20 protein-coding genes and 1 pseudogene are annotated in these 21,827 nt (G+C 48.7%); 4 read left to right on the forward strand and 17 right to left on the reverse strand.

All coding sequences use genetic code 11. The features are described from left to right. Positions 1-16 precede the first annotated feature (16 nt). Together ACFQW4_RS03890 and ACFQW4_RS03895 are read right to left on the reverse strand one after the other, a co-directional pair. A complete protein-coding gene (locus ACFQW4_RS03890) occupies positions 17-181 on the reverse strand; it encodes a hypothetical protein (protein WP_377724017.1) in 165 nt (54 codons plus the stop codon). 26 nt (positions 182-207) lie between these two features. Continuing rightward, positions 208-456: pseudogene (locus ACFQW4_RS03895) on the reverse strand (glutathione S-transferase N-terminal domain-containing protein); the annotation flags it as partial. Between the two features lie 169 nt (positions 457-625). Here ACFQW4_RS03895 and ACFQW4_RS03900 point away from each other — a divergent pair. Beyond that, a complete protein-coding gene (locus ACFQW4_RS03900; RefSeq protein WP_192413345.1) occupies positions 626-1,225 on the forward strand; it encodes a TetR/AcrR family transcriptional regulator in 600 nt (199 codons plus the stop codon). 519 nt (positions 1,226-1,744) lie between these two features. Here ACFQW4_RS03900 and ACFQW4_RS03905 read toward each other — a convergent pair. Next, positions 1,745-4,207, reverse strand: coding sequence for a membrane-bound PQQ-dependent dehydrogenase, glucose/quinate/shikimate family (locus ACFQW4_RS03905; RefSeq protein ID WP_377723885.1), 2,463 nt, complete (start codon positions 4,205-4,207; stop codon positions 1,745-1,747). 304 nt (positions 4,208-4,511) lie between these two features. Here ACFQW4_RS03905 and ACFQW4_RS03910 point away from each other — a divergent pair, with 304 nt between their 5' ends. Then, complete coding sequence (locus ACFQW4_RS03910) at positions 4,512-4,940, forward strand: cupin domain-containing protein (protein ID WP_110868404.1); 429 nt, start codon at positions 4,512-4,514, stop codon at positions 4,938-4,940. Positions 4,941-5,397: 457 nt separating this feature from the next. On the opposite strand, the gene ACFQW4_RS03915 is transcribed toward ACFQW4_RS03910, so the two are convergent. From ACFQW4_RS03915 to ACFQW4_RS03930, 4 genes are all read right to left on the reverse strand, one after another. Further along, complete coding sequence (locus ACFQW4_RS03915) at positions 5,398-6,420, reverse strand: NADP-dependent oxidoreductase (protein WP_377723887.1); 1,023 nt, start codon at positions 6,418-6,420, stop codon at positions 5,398-5,400. Further along, on the reverse strand, positions 6,421-7,239 hold the full coding sequence (locus ACFQW4_RS03920; RefSeq protein WP_192235629.1) for an oxidoreductase: 819 nt from the start codon (positions 7,237-7,239) through the stop codon (positions 6,421-6,423). A gap of 132 nt (positions 7,240-7,371) precedes the next feature. Then, complete coding sequence (locus ACFQW4_RS03925; RefSeq protein ID WP_377723889.1) at positions 7,372-8,154, reverse strand: SDR family NAD(P)-dependent oxidoreductase; 783 nt, start codon at positions 8,152-8,154, stop codon at positions 7,372-7,374. 74 nt (positions 8,155-8,228) lie between these two features. Next, positions 8,229-9,320 carry an alkene reductase gene (locus ACFQW4_RS03930; RefSeq protein WP_377723890.1) on the reverse strand — a complete coding sequence of 364 codons (1,092 nt, stop codon included), beginning with the start codon at positions 9,318-9,320 and terminating at the stop codon, positions 8,229-8,231. Between the two features lie 133 nt (positions 9,321-9,453). Between ACFQW4_RS03930 and ACFQW4_RS03935 the strand changes: the two genes are divergently transcribed. Beyond that, positions 9,454-10,002 (forward strand): TetR/AcrR family transcriptional regulator, encoded by a 549-nt coding sequence (locus tag ACFQW4_RS03935; protein ID WP_377723892.1) that lies wholly within the window; start codon positions 9,454-9,456, stop codon positions 10,000-10,002. 98 nt (positions 10,003-10,100) lie between these two features. Here ACFQW4_RS03935 and ACFQW4_RS03940 read toward each other — a convergent pair whose 3' ends face one another. After that, entirely contained in the window at positions 10,101-10,586 is a 486-nt protein-coding gene (locus ACFQW4_RS03940) for a cupin domain-containing protein (protein ID WP_377723894.1), read from the reverse strand. A 131-nt stretch (positions 10,587-10,717) separates the two neighbouring features. Here ACFQW4_RS03940 and ACFQW4_RS03945 point away from each other — a divergent pair, with 131 nt between their 5' ends. After that, positions 10,718-11,614, forward strand: a complete 897-nt coding sequence (locus tag ACFQW4_RS03945) for a LysR family transcriptional regulator (protein WP_377723896.1) — start codon at positions 10,718-10,720, stop codon at positions 11,612-11,614. Between the two features lie 257 nt (positions 11,615-11,871). Here ACFQW4_RS03945 and ACFQW4_RS03950 read toward each other — a convergent pair whose 3' ends face one another. From ACFQW4_RS03950 to ACFQW4_RS03990, 9 genes are all read right to left on the reverse strand, one after another. After that, positions 11,872-12,108 (reverse strand): hypothetical protein, encoded by a 237-nt coding sequence (locus ACFQW4_RS03950; protein WP_377723898.1) that lies wholly within the window; start codon positions 12,106-12,108, stop codon positions 11,872-11,874. Positions 12,109-12,385: 277 nt separating this feature from the next. Further along, positions 12,386-13,504 (reverse strand): NADH-dependent flavin oxidoreductase, encoded by a 1,119-nt coding sequence (locus ACFQW4_RS03955; protein ID WP_377723900.1) that lies wholly within the window; start codon positions 13,502-13,504, stop codon positions 12,386-12,388. A 12-nt stretch (positions 13,505-13,516) separates the two neighbouring features. Next, positions 13,517-14,575, reverse strand: a complete 1,059-nt coding sequence (locus tag ACFQW4_RS03960) for an alpha/beta hydrolase (protein WP_377723902.1) — start codon at positions 14,573-14,575, stop codon at positions 13,517-13,519. Between the two features lie 192 nt (positions 14,576-14,767). After that, a complete protein-coding gene (locus ACFQW4_RS03965; RefSeq protein ID WP_377723904.1) occupies positions 14,768-15,658 on the reverse strand; it encodes a LysR substrate-binding domain-containing protein in 891 nt (296 codons plus the stop codon). Between the two features lie 328 nt (positions 15,659-15,986). Beyond that, on the reverse strand, positions 15,987-16,523 hold the full coding sequence (locus ACFQW4_RS03970; RefSeq protein WP_377723906.1) for an AAA family ATPase: 537 nt from the start codon (positions 16,521-16,523) through the stop codon (positions 15,987-15,989). 852 nt (positions 16,524-17,375) lie between these two features. Further along, on the reverse strand, positions 17,376-18,272 hold the full coding sequence (gene iolE, locus ACFQW4_RS03975) for a myo-inosose-2 dehydratase (RefSeq protein ID WP_377723908.1): 897 nt from the start codon (positions 18,270-18,272) through the stop codon (positions 17,376-17,378). A 91-nt stretch (positions 18,273-18,363) separates the two neighbouring features. Next, positions 18,364-19,143 (reverse strand): TIM barrel protein, encoded by a 780-nt coding sequence (locus ACFQW4_RS03980; protein ID WP_222183814.1) that lies wholly within the window; start codon positions 19,141-19,143, stop codon positions 18,364-18,366. A gap of 9 nt (positions 19,144-19,152) precedes the next feature. Beyond that, positions 19,153-20,160, reverse strand: a complete 1,008-nt coding sequence (locus tag ACFQW4_RS03985; RefSeq protein WP_377723909.1) for a Gfo/Idh/MocA family oxidoreductase — start codon at positions 20,158-20,160, stop codon at positions 19,153-19,155. A gap of 26 nt (positions 20,161-20,186) precedes the next feature. After that, complete coding sequence (locus ACFQW4_RS03990; RefSeq protein WP_377723912.1) at positions 20,187-21,734, reverse strand: sugar porter family MFS transporter; 1,548 nt, start codon at positions 21,732-21,734, stop codon at positions 20,187-20,189. Between the last annotated feature and the right edge of the window lie 93 nt (positions 21,735-21,827).

The raw sequence follows: 21,827 nt of genomic DNA on the forward strand, positions 1-21,827 counted from the left end.
AATAGTAACAATTGGCTTATTGAGCCTGATCAAACAAGTTATTCACGCCGCTCAGGGCAGACATGAAATCAAGATAGTTGCGCGTCTTTGCACCGAATCGGATGTCATTGACAATCGTGAGCGAGCGCAATAAGGGATAAAGCCTGAAGTCCGATTCATTGATCTCTTCCCAGTACTCCAGGAGAGTCTCGAGTTCACCGAGCTGGCATTCCCTGTGCCTTTCAGGAACCTCCCGCCATACTGCCCATCAACGTAGTGAACGATATCCCTACTCCCAGCCATGAAAGTGCCGTCGTCCTTCTCAAGAATGGGAGCAATCTTTTTACCGACCATGCTGGTGGGCGTTTCAGCATCAGCTTCAGACATAACGCGCAGTTCAAAAGGAATTTTCTTTATCCCGAAAATCATGCGGGCCCGGACGCAGAATGGACAATGCTCGTAAATATATAACTTCATCAAGCAGCCTCCCTGTAGATTCTAGATTACTCACAAGTAACATTACTCAAAAGTAATGTTACTTGTGAGTAATCTTGGTGTCCACACATAATCCTTTATTTTACTTAGCTGTTAGAGAGTGATTACACTAGATGCGTTGCTGATCCAGTTTACTTATCGGAGCCCTGCTTTGTCACATCGCGTTACCCAGCCTCAGAACAGTCCGCAGCCTACCAGAGGCGAAGTAACCCGCCAGCGCCTGCTGGAGCATGCCTGCCGCGAATTCGCCAGACTGGGATTTCACAGCACTAAAGTGAGCAATATCGTCAAAGCCAGCGGGCTAAGCCAACCCACGTTTTACATCTATTTTGACAGCAAAGAAGCCGCATATGAGGAGCTCGTTCATGAGTTTCGCCGCAGACTCAGGATCATCACGAAAGATTTGCTGATCCAAAAGCCCATCGGCGGAGAAGCCTTGGTCAAAAGTCTCCAGTTCAGCTTTATCAGTTTCCTGAGTTTTCTCGCAGAAGATCCGGATCTGACAGAAATTGGTCTGTTCCAGCCGCCGGGCTGCACAGAAACTAAAGCCTCGCTCGCCGTATGGATCGCGGACAACATTGCACAGGAGCAGGAGCTGGGGGTATTCAGCAAGGACGTCGATGCGCTGACGGTCGCGCGATGCTTCGTCGGGATGATCGATCAGGCTGCCAGGGTTCCCCGGGATGAAATGACTTTGGAAGATCTGGCAATGGGCTGTGCGCGTGTGCTGTGTAAGGGCATAGGGCATTGAGTCGGGTTTTACACCCTTAATCGAAAAAGTGGCGGCAAAAAAACTAAAACTCAGACATCTGTCCTTGTAATGACACTGATTGAGCCTGCACCTCCACGTCTGCAAAAAATTTAACCATTTCTACCGCATCATCGAGGGTAAATCCCCGTTGCGTGCTGTCTGTGGTCTCGTTAAGCGTCTCACTCGCATAAAGTGTATAGCATTATCCCGTCTCTTTTTACTGCATGGTTAACTTGCCTGACAGCACTTAGGCTGCATCGGCATGGGTGGGTATGCCGGGGTAATTCCGTGTGGGGTGGGAGGGTCATACGCATGACGGAAAGCTGTGGCCTGCCCGAAGGATAGTGCTAATAAGGCTGCCCGCTCCATGCTTTGTCGCTCTGAAGTAGGAGTTCGTGCTGCAGGTAAACCTGCAGCGGTTTTTTTTAGCGTGTTCATCCTTCATACACTCTCCTTAAATTTAATTATCGCTGAGTGTAGCAGCCGCAAAAACGGCACCCGCAGGTGCCGTGATGGCTATCAGATTGTGTCCGGTAACGCGTAGGCGATGACGTAATCGCCTTTACCTGTTCTCATGAAATGATGTCCGGTTGCTTCGATCACCACATACTCTTTACCGTTCTGTTCATAAACCATTGGGTTTGCCTGGCCACCTGCCGGCAGCGGCGCTGACCAGACCGTTTTCCCGGTTCTAATATCAATGGCACGGATAAGGTCATCCGTCGCTGCTGCAATGAAGACCAGCCCGCCTTTGGTGACGGCAGAACCCCCATTGTTAGGCGTTCCGATGTTGATCGGCATACCGGTTGGAATGCCAAATGGACCATTTTTCCTGGCCGTCCCCAGCGGGCGATCCCAGACGGTGTGCCCGGTACGCAAATCAATTGCACGAATGCCACCGTACGCGGGCTCGTTGCAGAGCATGCCGGTAAAGCCATTCTGCCAGCCCGGATTGATGTTCAGCGCAAACGGCGCGCCGCTCTGAGGTGTCAGCGGACTGGCATGGGTGTCAAGGTTATAGCCAATTTTATCCGAAGGATGGACGTGAAGCTTATCCGCAACGCTCCTTGCCACAAACTCGGTATAGTTAACGGTGTTGTTATAGTTGGCAATGACTAGACCATTCACAGGGTCAACTGAAACGCCACCCCAGTCACTTCCGCCGTTGTAGCCCGGATAGGAAATAAACGGTCTTCCGATTGAGCCCGGCGTATAGGCGCCTCTGTAGTCAGCCTGCTGGAATTTAATCCGGCAGTACAGCTGGTCCAATGGCGTCAGTCCCCAGGTGCTGGCAGGCGTCAGATCCGGTTTGCGCATGCTGTTGAAAGTGGAATATGGCTGGGTCGGCGAACGCTTATCCGGGTCGGTTCCTCCCTGTGGCGCTGGCTTTTCAATCACATCAAACAGCGGCTTGCCATTTTCACGATTAAGAACGTAAAGCTCAGCGTTTTTGGTCGGCAGAATGATAGCGGGAATTTTACTGCCATCGGCCTGAGGATAGTCAACGAGGGTAGGAGGTGAGCCCAGATCGAAATCCCAGATGTCATGATGGGTCGTCTGGAAGTTCCAGCGCGGGAGCCCGGTGTTGATATCAAGTGCTACCAGCGAATCGCCGTACTTCAGCTCAGCAGGGGTACGCGGCGCGCTCCAGTAGTCACCGGAAGGGTTAGCGACAGGAAGATACACCAGCCCCAGTTTTTCATCACCGGTAAACGAGGTCCAAACGTTAGGACTTCCGCGCTTGTAAGCGTCATTGCCGTGCTTAGGCGTGGCGTCCTCAGGATTAGCAGCATCCCATGCCCACTTTAGCTTGCCGGTTCGAACGTCGTAGGCTTTAGTAACGCCTGGCGGGCCAAAGACACGCTGGCCGTCAATGACCTGATGACCAACAACAATCGTATCCCTGATCACTACCGCTCCGGAGGTAATCGAAACGTAGCCGGTGTAGGTTTCACCCATATCCTTAAGGATCGATACCTCGCCGTTATTGCCGAAATCAGTGCAACGGGTTCCGTCCTGCGCATCCACCTCGAATACACGGGCATCGAGCGTGCCCAGAATGATCCTGCGATCACAGTGTTGATAAACAGCAGCGATAGCAGGAGCCGAAGCCGGCTGAGAAGGTTGTTGAGAGGGTTTCTGAGTACCGTCAAAATAGGCCAGAGAGCGGCATGCGGGGGTATATGGCAGCGCATCCCGGTTAATTTTAGGGTCAAAGCGCCATTTTTGTTTTCCCGTAGTAGGGTCTAAGGCGACTATATTGTTTGCAGCTGTACAAACATAAAGGAAATCACCCACTTTGATTGGCGTGTTCTCCGTTCCCCAGCGAGCGCCTGGTGGCAAATCTCCCGCATGAGTCTGCCAGGCAACCTTCAATTTACTGACGTTTGCAGGCGTAATCTGTGACGTTGAAGAATAACGTGCTGCAGACAAATTTCCACCATAGGCAGGCCAGTCATTTTTGACCTCCTGTGAAGTGGTTCCGGTACCGGTGTCAGCGGAAAAGTTTTTACCGTCAGGTGCCGGAAAACCATTGGCTTCGGTCGTGTTATGAGGAAGAAATGCCAGACCGCCCGCGCCAATAAAGGTGAGAACCAGTACTCCCGTCACAGCCCCGCTGTGCTTACGCTGCAGGCGTGGAAGCAGCGTTGACAGGTGGAAGGAGAACGCGATCGCCAGCAGCAGTATCAGTGCGAAACGAGGCACCCAGCGCCAGTAATCCGTACCGGATTCAGATATCGTCCAGAACAGCGTGCCGAAGAACAGCAGGCTGAACCAGAGAACCGCAATAGCTTTCCCCCTGAAAAGGGCCACCCCAGACAGAATGCTGAGGACGCCTGCAATGGCGTAATACCAGTTACCTCCCAGCGAAATAAGCCAGACACCGCCGGCAAGCATGTAGATTCCCAACAGCAACAGTATTGCTGCAAGCAGTTTACCGACCCATCCTGGACGGTTCTTGAGGTTTGAAGGTTGATTCACGATTATGACCTTGCCTGTATGAATAATTAAACTAAATAAAGCGCGCAAATTGTTATCACGATGTAAGTATTTTGTCACACCAGTTATTTATATTAAGCACTAATTATCCAATGGGCTTTTAATTCATGGGTGCATGAGAAAAAACTCAGTATATTAAGAATGAAAATGTATGCCTATAGTCTTAAGGGGCAGGTGCGCTTGAGTAGTGAGGTATTAATCAGATGGTTGGGTTCATAAAATATCTGCTTTATTTATCTCATAAAGTACGCATCTGAAATTTCGTTAACTTTAAAAGGGATTAAATATGGGAACTAAAAGCCAAAAGAAATCCGAGCGATTCATTCCTGCTGAAATAGCCAAGAAACTCCCTGAGACCTCTGAAAGCATGCTGGCGGATGAATATCTGACGGACAGGCCTGAAGCCAGTTGTAGGGTCTTCCGAGCCTACAAAGGTGTTCCCCCGCATTTCCATCAGCAGTGTGATGAGTATTTATATGTTGTATCCGGCAGAGGGACGTTCTGGATGGAAGATGAAAGCACCGAGGCCGAGTTTGCTCCGGGTCACCTGTTATTTTTTGAGCGTAACGTGGTTCATGCGCTGCCAACGCTCATTGAAGAGCCTGTCGTTTTCCTGTCCATCGACAGTCCCCGTCGGGAACCTGATGATATCATTTTTGTGAACCCTGAGGACGGCTCTGCGTCTGATTTTATGCTACGTAACGGGCAGGGATAGCGCGCAATTGCCCGATGTTCTGCCGTGAGTGTTCTGGCGACAGAGGTCGGGCAGGCCACATATCAAAGCCGTACCTGTCATGCGTGGCATGGTCTTCTGATGCAGAGTTCAGTTAGTGTGATTTCATTCAAAAGCAATAAGTCAGCTAAAGCCGGTTTAGAAATCAGTATTTGTTTCAACCGATTTGACATTCGTGTACAAGATACTAAGCCGATGATCTTTTCGCTCATTTTTAAAATCACCGTCAGCCAGAGATCTTATACCTTCAACTATTAATTTCTCATTCAGAGCCGTCGCATCCGCTTATGGCAGGAAACGGACGCGCGCGTCAGGCTCGCTATGAGCGAATAGCGGACATTCACGGCCATCAATTTAGCTGACAACATGGCCTTGATATATCGTCAAATTAGTGGCGTTTTTCTTTCGATATTCTTTAAACAGATTCAAATTTCATTTGTTATGACTCCTGCATCTTAACGACTACTTTGCCCTTCGCGTGTCCCTGACCCAAATAGGCAAGAGCTTCCTTTGCTTCTATAAAAGGGAATACCTTGTCGATCACCGGCCTGATTTGTTCCGCCTCAATGAGTTTGCCGATTTGGGCGAGCTGATCGCCATCAGGACGGACAAAAAGAAATGAATAAGTGAGGCCTCGATTTTTTGTAAGACGTATGATCTTGCGGCTCATCAGCCCGAAAACTAAACGCAGCAGGACATTTAGTCTCCGCGACCGGGCGAACGCAGCATCTAATGGACCGATGAGAGAAACAATCTTTCCACCCGGCTTGAGAATTTGAGTGGATTTTTCAATTGAATCGCCTCTGATAGTGCCGAGAACCACATCGTAGCCGCTCAGCTCGTTTTCAAATTCCTGCTTTTTATAATCAATCACTTCGTCTGCGCCAAGATGACTCACCCACCCGGCGTTGTCTGTGCTGGTTGTCGTGGCCACCTGTGCGCCAAGGTACTTCGCCAGTTGGATGGCAAAACTGCCAATCCCCCCGGAACCTGCAGGGATGAAGACCTTCTGACCAGGCTGCAACCCGGCTCGCTCTGTCAGCGCCTGCCAGCATGTGAGGCTCACCATCGGGAGCGAAGCCGCCTGCACGAAATCCAGGTTCGTGGGTTTTATGGCTGCAGCGCTCTCTGGTACCACTGCAAACTCCGCAAGAGAACCTATTCCCGTGTCGAAAGTGCTGGCGAAAATTTCGTCACCTGGCTTGAACCGCATCACTCGACTCCCCACGGCGATGACAACCCCGGCTAAATCGCTTCCCAAAGTAGCGGGGAGTTTAAAATGCAAAACCGGTTTGAATATTCCGGTTGGGATCATGTTATCAATCGGGTTCAGACCCACAGCGAAAACTTTTACCAGAATTTCATTATCATCGGGGGAAGGGCAATCGATGTTATCGAATCCCAGCTCAGGGGATTTACCATAGCGTTTAAACGTAAGTGCTTTCATCGTCTTATTCTTCATTTATTTTTTCGCATCAAGCTGAAGACTTTTGCGCACCACATTATCCAGGAATGACGCAGGGGCGAATCTGAGAATAAAATTCAATTGACCTGCCAGCCTTCCCGCCGTATAGCGCACCTTCGGGCGTAAAGTCTGAGCAGCTTTAACCACCACGTCAGCCACCACCTCCGGACTTTCCGCCTCAGCCATTGCTTTGCTCACCACTTTCGTCAGCTTAGCCCGGATCTGGTCATACTCCTGAAGCTTTGCATCCGCCTCGATATTATTGGCTTCAAACTGTGTTTTCATGTAGGCAGGTTCGATGACAGACACTCTGATGCCCTGTGTGCGCAGTTCATGATCCAGTGCTCCGGTATACCCTTCGACCGCATGCTTACTGGCAGCATAAAGTGCCACATACGGCAACGGAACGATGCCGAGTATCGAACCGATATTGATGATGCGTCCGCTGCCCTGACGGCGCATATGAGGGATCACTGCGCGGCTCAACCTGACGATGCCCAAAAAGTTGGTGTCGAAAATGTGTTTGGCCTGTTCGACAGAACTCTCTTCCGCCGCCGCTGGAGCAACCCCAAAGCCCGCATTATTAATCAGAACATCGATTCGCCCCTCCAGACGCAGCAACTCCTCAATGGCGGCCTCGACAGAAGCGTCGTCCGTCACATCCAGCGCCAGTAAAGGAAATGGATGCTTTCCCGCCTGAGCGCCACGCCGGCTCGTACCATATACCGTAAATCCTGCGGCTAAAAGTTTATGACCAGACGCTTCGCCGATACCCGAGGACGCGCCGGTAACCAGTGCAACACGTTTTTTTGCCATGCTGAATAAGGCCTTCATGAGATGTTTCAGGTTTCTCATCGCTGATGAGACGACAGGCTGTAATGGATTTATGTCGGATTTACCGCTGTGCAGAACAGCCGGAAGACCGTTCTGCACAGGACACCTCATTGATTACAGTGCTTTATATCGTTCTGCGGATTCATCTTGTTTGATGTCTGAAAGCAGAGCCTGACGCGAAGCATCGAGGGTGTCCCAGCGGGCAGCATTATGTAAAGGCGGAATGGTGACCCGTTCACGGCGGTCAAAACCTACCAGTGCGGCATCCACTAATTCGCCCACTTCCATGAGTTTTGCCGAGTTAGTGATGTCGATACCCGCACGGTCCCAGATTTCCGTGTAAGTGCCAGCAGGGAGCACCGCCTGGATATAAATGCCTTTAGATGACAGCTCGACATTCATTCCCTGAGACAGGAAAAGCACGAAGGCTTTGGTGGCGCCGTAAACCGTCATGGCAAATTCTGGGGCGAGGCCGACGATGGAACTGATGTTGACGATCGATCCCTCGCCCGCTTGCACAAAGCGTGGTGCCACGGCACTGGCAAGTCTCGTCAGCGCAGTAACATTAAGCGCGATAAGGCTTTCTATTGAATCAGGTGTCTGCTCTGTAAAACTGCCGGACTGTGCAATACCCGCGTTATTGATAAGAATGCCAATCTGCGCGTCTTCACGCAGGCGAGCTTCGACCACAGCTAAATCGCTCGTTTGCGTAAGGTCAGCAGGCAAAACATCGACAGAAATGCCATTTTCCTGTCGCAGGCGATCGGCCAGTATTTCTAACTTCTTTTTGTCGCGCGCAACCAAAACCAGGTCGTGGCCCCGGCGGGCGAACCGTTCAGCGTAAACCGCACCAATACCCGTGGATGCGCCTGTAATGAGAACTGAAGCTTTAGTCATAATTTGATCTTCTTTGTTAAAGTGTAAACAGAATTCGCCATGTGCGATGTATGAAGAACCGTCACACCGGTGCTTTACTTACTGGTTTCAGTCAGCGACGGGTAATCGGTATATCCCGCTGCGCCACCGCCATAAAGTGTTTCAGGATTGATTGAGGCCAGAGGTGCGCCCGTCTTCAGCCTTTCGACCAGATCGGGGTTGGAGATGAATGGGCGACCAAACGCGAACAGATCGGCTTTACCCTGCGCAAGCTGAGCGGACGCCAGTTCCAGGTCATAGCCATTGTTGCCAATGTAGGTGTTTTTAAAACGCTGGCGCAGGGAGTCGTAATTGAACGGGGATACATCACGCGGGCCGCCCGTCGCACCTTCAACTACATGGAGGTACACGATGCCTAATGCGCTGAGTTGGTCAGCGACGTAATCATATTGCTGCTGCGGATCACTGCACGAAATCGCATTAGCAGGAGAAACCGGTGAAACACGTACGCCGGTGCGGTCAGCACCAATCTCATCTTTTACGGCCGCCGTGACTTCCAGCAGCAGGCGCGCACGATTCTCAACAGAGCCGCCGTATTCATCAGTACGCTGATTTGCGCCATCTTTGAGGAACTGTTCCAGTAGATAACCATTCGCGCCGTGAATCTCTACGCCGTCAAAGCCGGCGGCAATGGCATTGGCCGATGCCGTTCTGAAATCGTCAATAATCCCCGGTATTTCCTGCAACTCCAGCGCACGTGGCTCAGAAACATCAGCAAAGCCATTGTTCACAAAGGTTTTCGTCTCGGCGCGAATGGCTGACGGCGCGACCGGTGCAGCGCCACCCGGCTGTAAATCGACATGCGAAATTCGTCCTACGTGCCATAACTGTACAAATATGCGCCCACCTTTGGCATGCACCGCGTCAGTCACTTTACGCCAGCCATCGATCTGAGCCTGCGTGTAGATCCCCGGCGTATCCTGATAGCCCTGCGCCTGTGCGGAGATCTGCGTGGCTTCAGTGATCAGCAATCCTGCTGTGGCACGCTGGGCGTAGTAGGTCGCCGCCAGTTCGCCCGGTACCAGCCCCGTTCCGGCCCGGTTACGTGTCAGCGGTGCCATCACGATGTGGTTGGCCAGTGTTAGTGAGCCAAGTTCATAGGGTTGAAATAATGTCTGATTCGTCATGCTTATTCGCCCGTTAATGGTGGGTTGAGGTGTCAATATAATGATGATGATCATAATCTATAATGTCAACTCGTTTGATTACGGTCATCATCAATGTATACTTAAACTCAATTTTTAAGAGGGGCAGGAAAGCATGAAAGTGTCGAAAGAGCAGGTTCGGGAAAACCGGAGACGCATTGTTGAAACGGCCTCAGAACTCTTTCGCGAACGCGGTTACGATGGCGTGGGCGTGGCGGAACTGATGTCAGCGGCAGGCTTAACCCATGGCGGGTTTTACAAGCACTTTGGTTCAAAGGCAGACCTGATGGCGGAAGCGATGAGCTGCGGATTTACGCGTACTGCAGAAAGCACGGCAGGTGTGGACCGGGAAAAATTTATTGCATACTACCTCTCCCGACAACATCGCGATGATATGGGAAAAGGGTGCGTGATGTCAGCACTGGGCACCGATACATCCCGTCAGTCTGAATCAATCAAGGCGACATTTGCCGCCGGACTTGAACGCCAACTCGCCGTTTTAGGAACTGAAAATGGCACGCGCGCTGACCTGATAGATACCATCGCCCATCTTGTGGGTGCACTGGTGTTGTCTCGTGCCTGCCCAGATAATTCCGCTCTGGCTGATGAAATTCTGGATGTCTGCCGTGCGCGTCTTGTTAATCATGAAGCCAGTGAGGATTGAATGTGTTGGGCTTAGGGGACTTTTTTTCAGCAGTGCATATAAATAAATCACCAACGTCCGCTTCTGGCACAGAGCGGACGTTGTGCAGGCCCATGGTCTTATGATTTTTTGGCGGACGCGTACTGTTCGTCAGTGACCTTTTCCATCCAGTCGACAACTTTGCCGTCCTTCGCCTCAGCGATGGCTATGTGTGACATTGCGGTTTCGGCGGCCGCCCCATGCCAGTGCTTTATGCCAGCAGGGATCCAGACCGTATCTCCAGGTCGAATTTCGCGCACCGGGCCGTCCCATTCCTGCACCACTCCCAGACCGGCGGTCACAATCAGCGTCTGACCGAGCGGATGCGTATGCCAGGCCGTGCGTGACGAGGGTTCAAAGGTAACGGTCGCACCACCTACACGCGCAGGTTCCGTTCCCTGGAAAGGCGCATCAATACGTACTGTTCCGGTAAAATACTCCGACGGACCTTTAACGGATGGCTTAGCGCCGCTTTGTATTACGGTAATCATGGGGGAATTCTCCTCTGAATGAGCAAATGAAACAGAAAGTGCAAGGGATACAGCAATAACAGCAAGTCTCTTCATACGGGCTCCGTTTACTGGTGCAGGTAAGAATTAATGCTGATTTAGCATCCGTAACATTATTCAGTGTAATCTTCACGCCATTGGTTGATAAGATAGACAAATATGAATAGGTATGTGCATGGCATGCAACAATGACACCTGAAAACCTGAATGATCTGCGCGCATTTGAGTCGGTGGCGCGGGAAAAAAACTTTACTCGTGCAGCTGCAATGCTGGGTATGTCTCGGTCCGGATTAAGCCATGCGATTACGGCGCTTGAAGCACGCCTGGGTGTAAGGCTGCTGATGCGCACCACGCGGAGTGTTTCACTCACAGAAGCCGGGCTGCGGCTGTATAAGACCTTACAACCGATGTTAACTGAACTGGATAATGAGCTAGCTTCACTGCGTTCTTTGAGCGACAAACCTGCAGGCATTGTGCGCATTACCGCTCACGATCACGCGATCGTATCGGTGCTCTGGCCGAGGCTACAGGCTTTGCTGAAACACTATCCGGATATTCAGATTGAACTAAGCGTTGACTATGCGCTGACCGATATTGTGGCACAGCAATTCGATGCCGGGGTCAGAGTGGGCAACATCGTTGATAAAGATATGATTGCCGTCCGGATTGGTCCTGACTTTTATATGGCGGTGGTGTGTTCACCTGATTACCTGTGCAATAAAAGCATCCCTGCCAGACCCGGTGAGTTAACTACTCATCAGTGCATCAACCTCAGGCTACCCACGCACGGCGGGCTATATGCATGGGATTTTGAGAAAGAAGGTAAGTCGTTAACGGTACGCGTGCAGGGACAAACCGTATTTAACAATACCTATCTGATGCTACAGGCCGCTCTGGACGGGCTGGGATTTGCCTATATTCCGCTGGATCTGGCTCAGTCTTACATTGAATCGGGAAAACTTACTCCGGTACTTGAGGAGTGGTGGCCGTATTTCCCCGGATATCATCTGTACTATGCCAGCCGGCGTCAGATGCCGCCGGCACTTGCAGAGGTCATTGCAGCGTTACGATATCGCGAGGGGTAATGTGCCCATCGTTTGGGTGAGGTCAGGACCATGCCGCATGCCCGTCAATCCTGGCAGTGGAAGGGGACGTATTTAACCGCCCTCACACTTTTTCATTAACAGAAGCGTCGCTCAGGATTGGTTCAGCTCAGTAAGATTCAATCGAAAGTGTTGCTCTGGAGTAATAATTATCGATTTACCCCCATTCACATCTGATTAATTGAATAAAAATTTTTTAACCAATGTCCGCTATTCGCAAAAAGCAGACTTCAGGCCCATTATGGTTTCTGCTTTGCTGACGGAAGCAATTTTTTAGCTTCGTGAATGAGCTTTTCAATCTCTTCCAAAGGGATGCATCCTTCGTAGCAAGAAAAAGAGAATTCATGAGTTACGTCGGAATAGAAGACTTCAGCAATTTGCCGGAGCGGGGATGTTCCAGCCTCAGAAAGTTCGAGGTACATACCATCACGGATGACATCGCTTCCACAGGTTAGGTTGTATTGGATGTTAGCCATAAATATAATTTCCCATTTTCCTGTTAATGACGCCTCTGTTCGAGCGTAATAAAACATTTCCCTAAAGATACCTTTTATAGGTCCGCAAAGAGCGAAAAGCGGATTTTATGCCTTACATATTGTCCCTTTAGTTTGGAGAAGACTTAAAGGAATAAGGTAAAATTTACATGGCCGTACCCAGTTAATTCCGAAATCCGGCCATGTAAGAACTTTCCAGGTTCTGAGATGAAATCAATGGCAAGTTGATTCTAAGTGTCATTTTACTTTTCGGGCGTCTTTAACGGATGTTAAACCAGCCAGTGGTTTCCTCAATTACACGCCACAGTTTCTGGGGTATAGCAAGTTGCTCTACGTCTGATGCAGCAATACTGAGAGCAATTTTTCCTTCAGCTTTACCATCTACGAATTTAACCCAGTCTGGGTTCATAACCATACCCTGGCCTACTGCCGTCAATGATACCCCTGCTTTAATAGCATCTTCGGCTAGCTCTGGTGTTCGCAACTGCCCGGCAACAATCAGAGGTATACGTTCTGCAAGGTGATCGCGCACGATTTCAATGACTTTGGGGCCGTTCGGTGCATCAACTGGTCTGGCTTCAAGTGCATTACCGAGTGATACATGAAGATAATCAATACCCTCATCTATCAGGTGGTCAACTAGCTGAAGCGACTCATCAATACGCAACCCATCATCGTAATGCTCATCCAGTGAAATGCGGTATCCCATCAGGAAGGGGTTAGTTGAATGCTCAGCAATCGTTTTACGCACACTCTCGATGACGCTGAGTGGGAAACGCATACGATTTTTGAGAGAGCCGCCCCATTGATCTTCTCTATGGTTGGAATGAGGTGAGAAAAAGTTCTGAAGTAGAAAGCCATGAGCTCCATGTAACTCAACACCATCAAATCCTGCTTCTATTGCACGGCGAGTTGCTTCCCCGAAATCCTGAATAACAGTTTCGACTTCAGTGCATGTCAGTTCACGAGGGGTAACGGACGGTGCGAAAGGACCGGCGTCACCGGGAATAGCGCTTGCAGCAACAATATCCGTAACCAGTTCAGGGCTGGTTTTCACACCTGCATGGAATATTTGTAAGATTGCCGGTGCTCCACCGCTTTTGGCAGCAATAGCCAGGCGCTTCAAACCGGGAATAAATTTGTCGTCATACGCAGCAAACTCTCCCGTAAACCCAATGCCGTTTTGCTGAACATGTGTACAGCCAGTAATGACCAAACCGATGTCCTGAACGCGTCGACGATAATATGCTTCTTCCTCACGAGATACTGTGCCGTCATCATTACCAGCCCAGGTCGTCATCGGGGCCATCACAATACGGTTGCGCAGCGTCACACTTTTACCAAGTGGAAATCTTTCAAGTAGTGGAGTTTGTTTCATGGATAGTCATACCTATGCGAGATTTTTCTTGAAGAAAGGAGCCAGTTTACTTGCTGCAACCGTTGCACCCTGACCATCATAGAGGTCCATATGTGTGGCACCCGGAATGATATGCAGCGTTTTTTGAACAGAGGCCGCAGTGTTATGTAATTCCTGGCTATGCCAAAGCGATCCTGCCTTACTACCGGCTACAATCAGAAGTGGTTGTGTTAAATAGACATCCGCCCCTTCAAAACCGGTGAAAGAAGCCAGCGTACTGATACTTGTCATCAGCATTTGATTGGTAGAAGTCGGATATTTTCCACGTTCGGTTAGATAGTAATCCGCCGCTTCCTGAAGATCTTTTGGGGCACTGGCATCACCCAATTTGGGCACATAGTTGACATAAACTGGTGCGCCGCCTGCTGCTTCGACTTTGCGCTGTTTAGCAACCGCATCCAGAGTTGGAATGAGTTCAGATTCTGATGTTGTTCCCTCCCAGCCTTTACGGGTCGCCGCTCCAACATCTACGGCACTGACCGTTGCCAGCGCTTTGATTCTGCGTTCCGTCATTGACGCTTTAACCGTAATACCACTGCCTGCACAAACGCCTAAAGCGCCGATTCGATTATTATCGACATAATGGAGAGTAGTCAGGTAATCGACTGCGCTATAGAAATCGACGACTCGCTTCATGGGATCATCAACAAAACGCGGTAATCCACCACTGGCCCCCTGATGGGAGGCATCAAACGCCAGGGTGACAAATCCTTCTTTAGCTAGTTTGAGTGCATAAAGTCCAGCTGTCTGTTCCTTAACACCACCACCAGGGTGGATAACGACGATACCAGCATATTGACGGTTTTCGCTGAAATCCGGGGGGACGTAGACATTTCCGGACATCATTATCTCATTGTTCCGGAACAGGACGCCGGTGACCGTGATGCCATCTACGCGTGTAGTGGTGCCAGATGTATTAGGTGTAGGTGGGAGCATGGCTGAAGCATGACCCGCCATCAGTAATCCTGCTGAGGCCACTGAACTCGTCAGTATAAAATTACGGCGACTTATCCCACCTGTTTTTTTATTCATTGCAAGACTCCTTCATATACACGATGGCGGCCCTAGCCGCTTAACGAACAGGGGTTGTTTCAGCAGTCATCTTAATCTCTTAAGTATTGAGAAATTAGATGCTTAATTTCGCATGGGCTTAGAAGGAGGTTTTATTAATAGGATTATAAGTAACTAAGTTCGATGTGGACCAGGACAAACAGCGCTCAAAGGTTATGGGGCACGGAGTGCTTCGAGCACGAGTGAAAATGCCGGAGAATGTTGTAGACGGCTGGGGTAGTAAAGATGATAGGGGGGGCGCGGCGGACACCAGTCTGTAAGCACCTGGACTAACATCCCGTTTTCAAGATAATTCTCCACGGTATCTAGCGGCAGATAAGCAAGTCCCAGTCCATCAAGAGCTGCCTGCTTCATCATATTTATTGTGCTGAAAGTTGCTCGTCCATCAATACGGACCTTAATTTCCCTCTTATCATTGCGAAACTCCCAGATATAGAATCCGCCATGAGTGGGCAGGCGTAATCTGATACAGCTATGATCGTTTAAATCACCAGGCGTTCCCGGATAGGTCTTCCCCATGAAATAAGAGGGCGCCCCGACCACTGCAAAACGGAAGTTCCTGGCAAGGGGCAGGGAAACCATATCCTTATCGACCTGTTCGCCCAACCGAACGCCAGCATCATAACGCTCAGCAACAATATCTTTGAGTCCGTACTCGCTGATAATTTCAATGTTGATATCGGGATACTCAAGTATAACCGGAGCGAGTTTAGGCCAAAGAATTGTATCGGCTGCATGTTCAACGGCAGTAATACGCACAGTCCCGGCTGGTTTTTCTCTCAACCCGCTGAGTGCCGAGATCTCACTTTCAATTTCGTCAAAATGTGGACCTATACGAGAAAGTAGCCGCTCACCAGCTTCTGTCACAGAAACGCTACGCGTGGTACGGGTAAGAAGACGAAGGCCAAGATCTGCTTCAAGAGTCCTTACCGTGTAGCTCAGTGCCGACTGCGAGACACCTAACTGAGCGGCCGCTTTTGTGAAACTTTTTTCACGGGCAACTGCGATAAAAGCTTGATAATCGTTCACATTTTTTCGACGCATCTATTGACCAAGTTCTTTTGGATTAATAATTCTTACTTATAAAATAATTCCTGGCGTGGAGGTTTGTCTATTGGTAACGGTCCAACGTTCCTCATCCACGACAAATATCCATTAGCACTCACTAATGCTCAATAGAACCAAAGCTTACCAACTTCCGCTTCTGGCACTGAGCGGACCTAAGACCGGGAACGGTCCGCTATGAGCGAAGAGCGGACAGGATTGATGTCATCCCCAGCACATTGAACGAGCCAGATAATTAATCTAAGCGAAGTACAACCTCTGATAAATAATTGACGCTTATCGGAGGTATATTAACCTTATGAAATTTCTATAAAATATTCCAGTTTTGATAGCAGATGTTAATTTCGCGGAGCGATGCAAGCATTAGCTTGGGAATGGTTGCCTGCTCGAAAATTTTCATATGGTCAAGGTGGTTTTTAGGGGCAGTATGCACAATGTATTTAAGCATTTCCCAAGTCACATTCTCCCTTCGGATATTGAGACCACCGATCCTAGGTTTGGACGAGTAACATCGGCGTATGTAGCGCTGTAACGCTATCGTTACCGGCACATTAAGCAATACCAGTCCTGTGGCACGTTCAAGTCGGGGGGATATGCACTTTGTGTAATTACCCTCTATCACCCATCTTTCTTTACGAATTGCCTCTTCATGCAAGCGATAAAAATCTTCTGGTTCACGTGGAACCCATTTTGTATCAGGCAGATGATGCAGTTGATCAAGATGAATTAAAGGTAATGACGTTTTAGATGAAATAGCTTTTCCCAATGTGGATTTACCACTATTTGATGGCCCCATGATGCAAATGCGTGGCCCCAGGTCACCTAATGATAAAGAAACATTCACTCATCGACCTCTCAAAATCCAGTAAGAATAACCGATGAAAATTATAATTATATTAACATTTTATGTAAATTTAATGCTGTCTGATAAATGCAGGTAGTACTACTATGCAATCATTTCTGTGCGAAATTGGTTACTTCCGTTCTGGCATAGAGCAGACTAACTTACTGGGCTAAAGGTCCGCTTTGAGCGAAATGCGGACGTTGCTAACCTGTCAATATATTAACCAACACAAATCAGTTTTTTTGGCAGTAAATCCTGGTCTTGCTTAAATTTATCTTATTAAATACATCAATCTTTTCTGTGGAACTTCAAAACAATAAGATGTTAGATGAGGTTTTATGTAAAAATCATTATTCTTAATTAACCCACCCCTATCAGACTACAAATCAAGAAATTCAGGCAAGAGATAATCAGTCATCTCACTTTCCACATTTTGAATTAATTTCAATTGTTATTGATCACCCTGCTAAAAGTATCACTCTGATTGTTGGTTTTAATTCCTATCGATAATGATTAATGTATAATTTCTATCTGGTCCATAAATCCATTTTACTATGTATTCAAATGAACGCTACGATGCAGAACTTGATTGCAGAATAGAAGTAATATTATTAGATATCAAGTTCTGGGAATGGCAGGCGGACAACGCGACTAATAACGCAGATAAGTACTTTGCAATGATTGTCATAGCTGATAAGGTTGCGAGACTTCAGATAGCTCTGGATATTAAAAAAAGAAGAGTGAAGACGTATTGGATTGTCAATTAGCTTTAAAGATTGAATTTAAAAAAGGCGCTCAATGAGCGCCAGGCGATCCTACATAGTAACTCAATGGTTACTTTTTATTGGAGACTCAAATTCCAATCTCATCTTTAACCCAAGAGCGCGCTTTCTTGACAGTTTCTAAAGGCGGTGCTTTTTCGGGGTCTTGTTCTGCTTCAATAATTATCCAACCATCATAGGTTGAATCTTTAAGGTAATTAATTACTGGAGCGTAATTAACAATGCCGTCTCCAGGAACTGCGAATAAACCGTTTCTGACTGCATCATTAAAACTGAGGTTATTGTTGATCACATTGTCTAAAACATCGCCTCTCACATCCTTCATATGAATGTGTGCAACACGATTGCCGTAGTTTTCAAGTACCCAGCCGATATCCACGCCTGCCGCGGTTGCGTGGCCACAATCAAGCACGATACCCACTAAATCATCAGTTGCTTCAAGGAATGCTTTCAGCTCATCGTTAGTTTCAACCACCATCATCAGGTGATGATGGTAAGCGAGGCGCAGGCCATAAATTTTCAACAGTGAGAAAGCCAGGTTATTCACTTTCTGTGCGTACTGCTCAAGGCTAATATTCGCTAAGGCTGGAGACAGGGATAATGGCTCATCCAGAGGTGCACTTCCGGGCATTGCCCCACATTCTCCATAAACCATAACTTTTGCACCAAGTGACTTCAGAAGCAATGCATGATCGTGAACAGCTTCAAGCTCTTCTTCGAAACTACGTTCGATAAGGAATCCGTTAAACCAGCCAGAGGCTAACTTGAGTTTTGCGTTGGAAAGTATTGGCTTAAGTTTATTAACTGTTCTGGGGAATTTACGACCTAACTCAATCCCTTCATAACCCGCTGCCGCGGCTTCTTCAAGACAGGTTTCCAGCGGGATATCACCGCCAAGATCTTCCAACACGTCATTTGTCCAGGACAGTGGGCTAACGCCAACACGAATACGCTTTGATACGCTCATAATTCTATCCTTCAAAATAAAAAGCATCGCTTCCGATGACCTGAGAAACGATGCTAAGTAGGTTCTCAGAGACTCTGAGGAAATTTCAGTATTATAAAGTGAACGCTTCGCGGAAGGATTCTAACGCCACCACCGAATCACCTGATGCCCAACCTTCCAGTGCTACTACGCCGTGATAATTGATACCCTTTAGGGCACGAGCAATGGCTTTATAGTTGATTTCACCTGTTCCTGGTTCTTTACGGCCCGGAACGTCAGCAACCTGAATTTCACCGATATGCTTCTCACTTCTCTTGATTAGTTCTACCAAATTACCTTCGCCAATCTGAGCGTGATAAATATCCAGGTTCATTTTCAGGTATGGGCTGTTTACGGCGGCAACTAACGCCAGAGTGTCTTCCGCTTTTGCAAAAGGCGTACCCGGATGATCAACAGCAGTATTAAGGTTCTCTAGTGTGAAAACCTTGCCTGCCTTCTCTCCCAACGTAGCGAGTGCATCCAGAGTGCTCTTCGCTTTCAGCCACATTTCACCAGTAACAATTTCAACAGGTTTCACTGGCAGGCCAACATTGTTCAGACCAGTACCGTGCAAGTTGAGAGAAGGACAGCCAAGGCGACGTGCAACTTCGATTGACTCATTAGCGCTGGAAAGCAGCTTAGCAATCTCACCACTGTCGGTAAGATTGCCAGAGATATATCCGGTCATTGAAGTGATACGAGCACCGATTTTAACCAGCGCATCAATGTCTTTCTTGGTCCAGTCCCAGATTTCAACACCGAAGCCCATAGCGTGAATACGTTCTACGCGCTCAAGAAATGGCAGGTCGAGAAACACCATTTCTGCGCAGACGGACAATGAGTAGTTAGACATCTAAAATCCTTAAAGAGTGATTGGCTGAGACTGTTGAACAGAAGCAATGCATGCCAGTGCGATTTCCAGTGCGTTGCGCGCATCTTCGCCAGTTGCTTTCGGGATTTCACCAGTAGCAACACAACGAACGAAGTCGGTCAACTCAGCCAAATAAGCGTCACGCAGCAGATCGGTATCACGACGAGCAGTATCAATAGAGATGCCCTCGGTGGTGTAACGCACACAGTTGTTCACATTGATGTTGCCAGCCTGCAACATGCCTTTGCTGCCGAACACTTCACCACGAACGTCATATCCATAAACGGCCTGGAAATTAGCTTCAGCAGTGGCGATCGCGCCATTATCAAAACGAATGTTCACTACGGCGGTGTCCAGTAAACCGCGATCTTTAAAATCAGGACGCACTAACGCATCGGCAACGGCATAAATCTGAGTCGGTTTCGCGCCTGGGTTCAGATGCAGAAGGATGTCAAAGTCGTGGATTAATGTTTCCAGGAAAATTGTCCAGTGTGGGATTGGCGTTGGATCACCCAAACCTGGGTCACGCGTGATTGAACGAAGCAGTTGAGGTACGCCAATCTTACCTGCTTTGATCTCTTCATAGGCTGCAGCGAAACCGCTCACGAAACGACGGTTAAAGCCAACTTGCAGAGCTACACCGGCTTCTTTAGCCGCGTTGATGGCTTTATCAGCCTCTTCCAGCGTGACAGCCATTGGCTTTTCACAGAATACACCTTTACCTGCTTTAGCTGCGGCTACAACCAGCTCAGCGTGAGTACGAGCTGGTGATGCAATGACCACTGCGTCGATTTCTGGATCATTCAGCATTGCCTGTGGGTCGGTATAAGATTTTTGCGCGCCCAGCTTAGCGGCCAGCTTGTCAGCGGCACCCGGAACAGGATCTGCAACTGCGACTAATGTTGCACCTGGAATACGTTGGGCAACCGTTTCACCGTGGAAACTGCCCATACGACCTGCGCCAATCAGACCAACGCGCACAATATTTTTAACAGACATGTAACTCTCCTCAGTATGTAGGGTATTTACGGCTTACTTTGTGATACAGATTCTGGTGTGATGAGCGGTTGCTCATGACCAAAACGACGGGATTTTGAAAGCATCAATGGTTCGATATGCTCCAGCGAGACGCCTTTAGTTTCCGGCAGGAAGCGGCCAACAAACCAAAACGCGATGACACTGAATCCTCCACATAACAGCAGCGGGAAAGCGCCATTGAAGTGTTCCATCAGCACTGGGCTTCGGTTCATCATTGGGAAGCTCTGCGTCACGATGAAGTTTGAAACCCATAGGGAACAGAACGCGTAGCCCATGGCGACAGCTCGCATACGGTTCGGGAAAATTTCGGAGATCAGCAGCCATGCACCAAGACTCCATGACAGGCCAAAAACAAAAATAAAACCGACTAATCCCACAACCGGTAAGTAGCCTTTTGCTTCATTCATGAATGCCCAGGAAGTGAAGAACAGGAAGGCAGCACACCCCAATGCTCCCCAGCGCAGCAGGGGAATACGGCCTACCCGGTCAAATGCAACCAGCGCAATGCTTACACCGGCAAGCAGCGCCAATCCAAGGAATATGCTCTGGAATAGCGAATCCTGGGTATTACCGGTGACGTTCTGTAATAACGATGGTGCGAAGTACATCAGGATGTTGATGCCCGAAACCTGCTGAAGGACGGCAACCGCACAACCGATCCAAAGAATGTAAGAGGCTTTTTTGTCTTTCAGGATGCCGCGCTGCGGTTGACCATCGTTTGAGGCAGAATCTGCAGCGATAGAACCACGAATCGCGCTATAAAGGCGTTCAGCATGTGCTGCGTTTGAAAGAGAGGTGAGCACCTTGAGTGCTTTTTCTTTCTTGTTGTGCATCGCATACCAACGTGGTGATTCCGGCATAAAGCAAGCCATTATCAGGAACAGCACGCAGGGAACCAATGCCGATGCCAGCATCCAGCGCCAGCCCATAGAAACGATCCATTCGTGAGCTGCTCCCTTAGCAATCAGATAGTTGACCACATAAACAACCAACTGACCGCTTACCATCAGCATTTGCTGCATACCCAGCATGCGGCCACGCAAATCTTTCGGCGATACTTCAGCGATATAGAGAGGCGTGACCGCTGAAGCCATGCCTACAGCCAATCCACCTATCAAACGGTAAACAACAAACCACGTCAGGTCATTGGCCAATGCCGCGCCAATAGCCGAGATCGCGAACAAAATTGCGGTAATGATCAGTGTTGATTTGCGCCCGATGCGGTCAGTCAAGCGACCGACCCCCCAGGCACCAATGACGCATCCCAAAATCACGTTAGAAACAGCCCAGCCACTTTCCGCTGGTGAGAGCGATAAATGTTCGGTTAAGGGATCAATAACGCCAGAAATGACGGAGGCGTCATAGCCGAGAATGATTCCACTGACTGAAGCGATGGCACAGATGAATATGAGGTAAGGCACATTGTGCTTTCGTGTAGACATTTCATTACTTCTCCACGTTGGTTTTTTTAAGTTATTTGTCTTTGTAGGTAAGACATAACTACTTAGCAACGGGTGTGCCAAGTCACACTCCACTGTTTTATAAGGAAATAAAAAAAGACATCGATCACAAAGTGTTTATTAAAAAGACATGTCTTCGTAACATGTCTATAGAATGGACACATTCAA

The organism is Pantoea sp. GCM10028869 (assembly GCF_042666835.1).
In the GTDB taxonomy this organism is placed as follows: Bacteria; Pseudomonadota; Gammaproteobacteria; order Enterobacterales; family Enterobacteriaceae; genus Pantoea; species Pantoea leporis.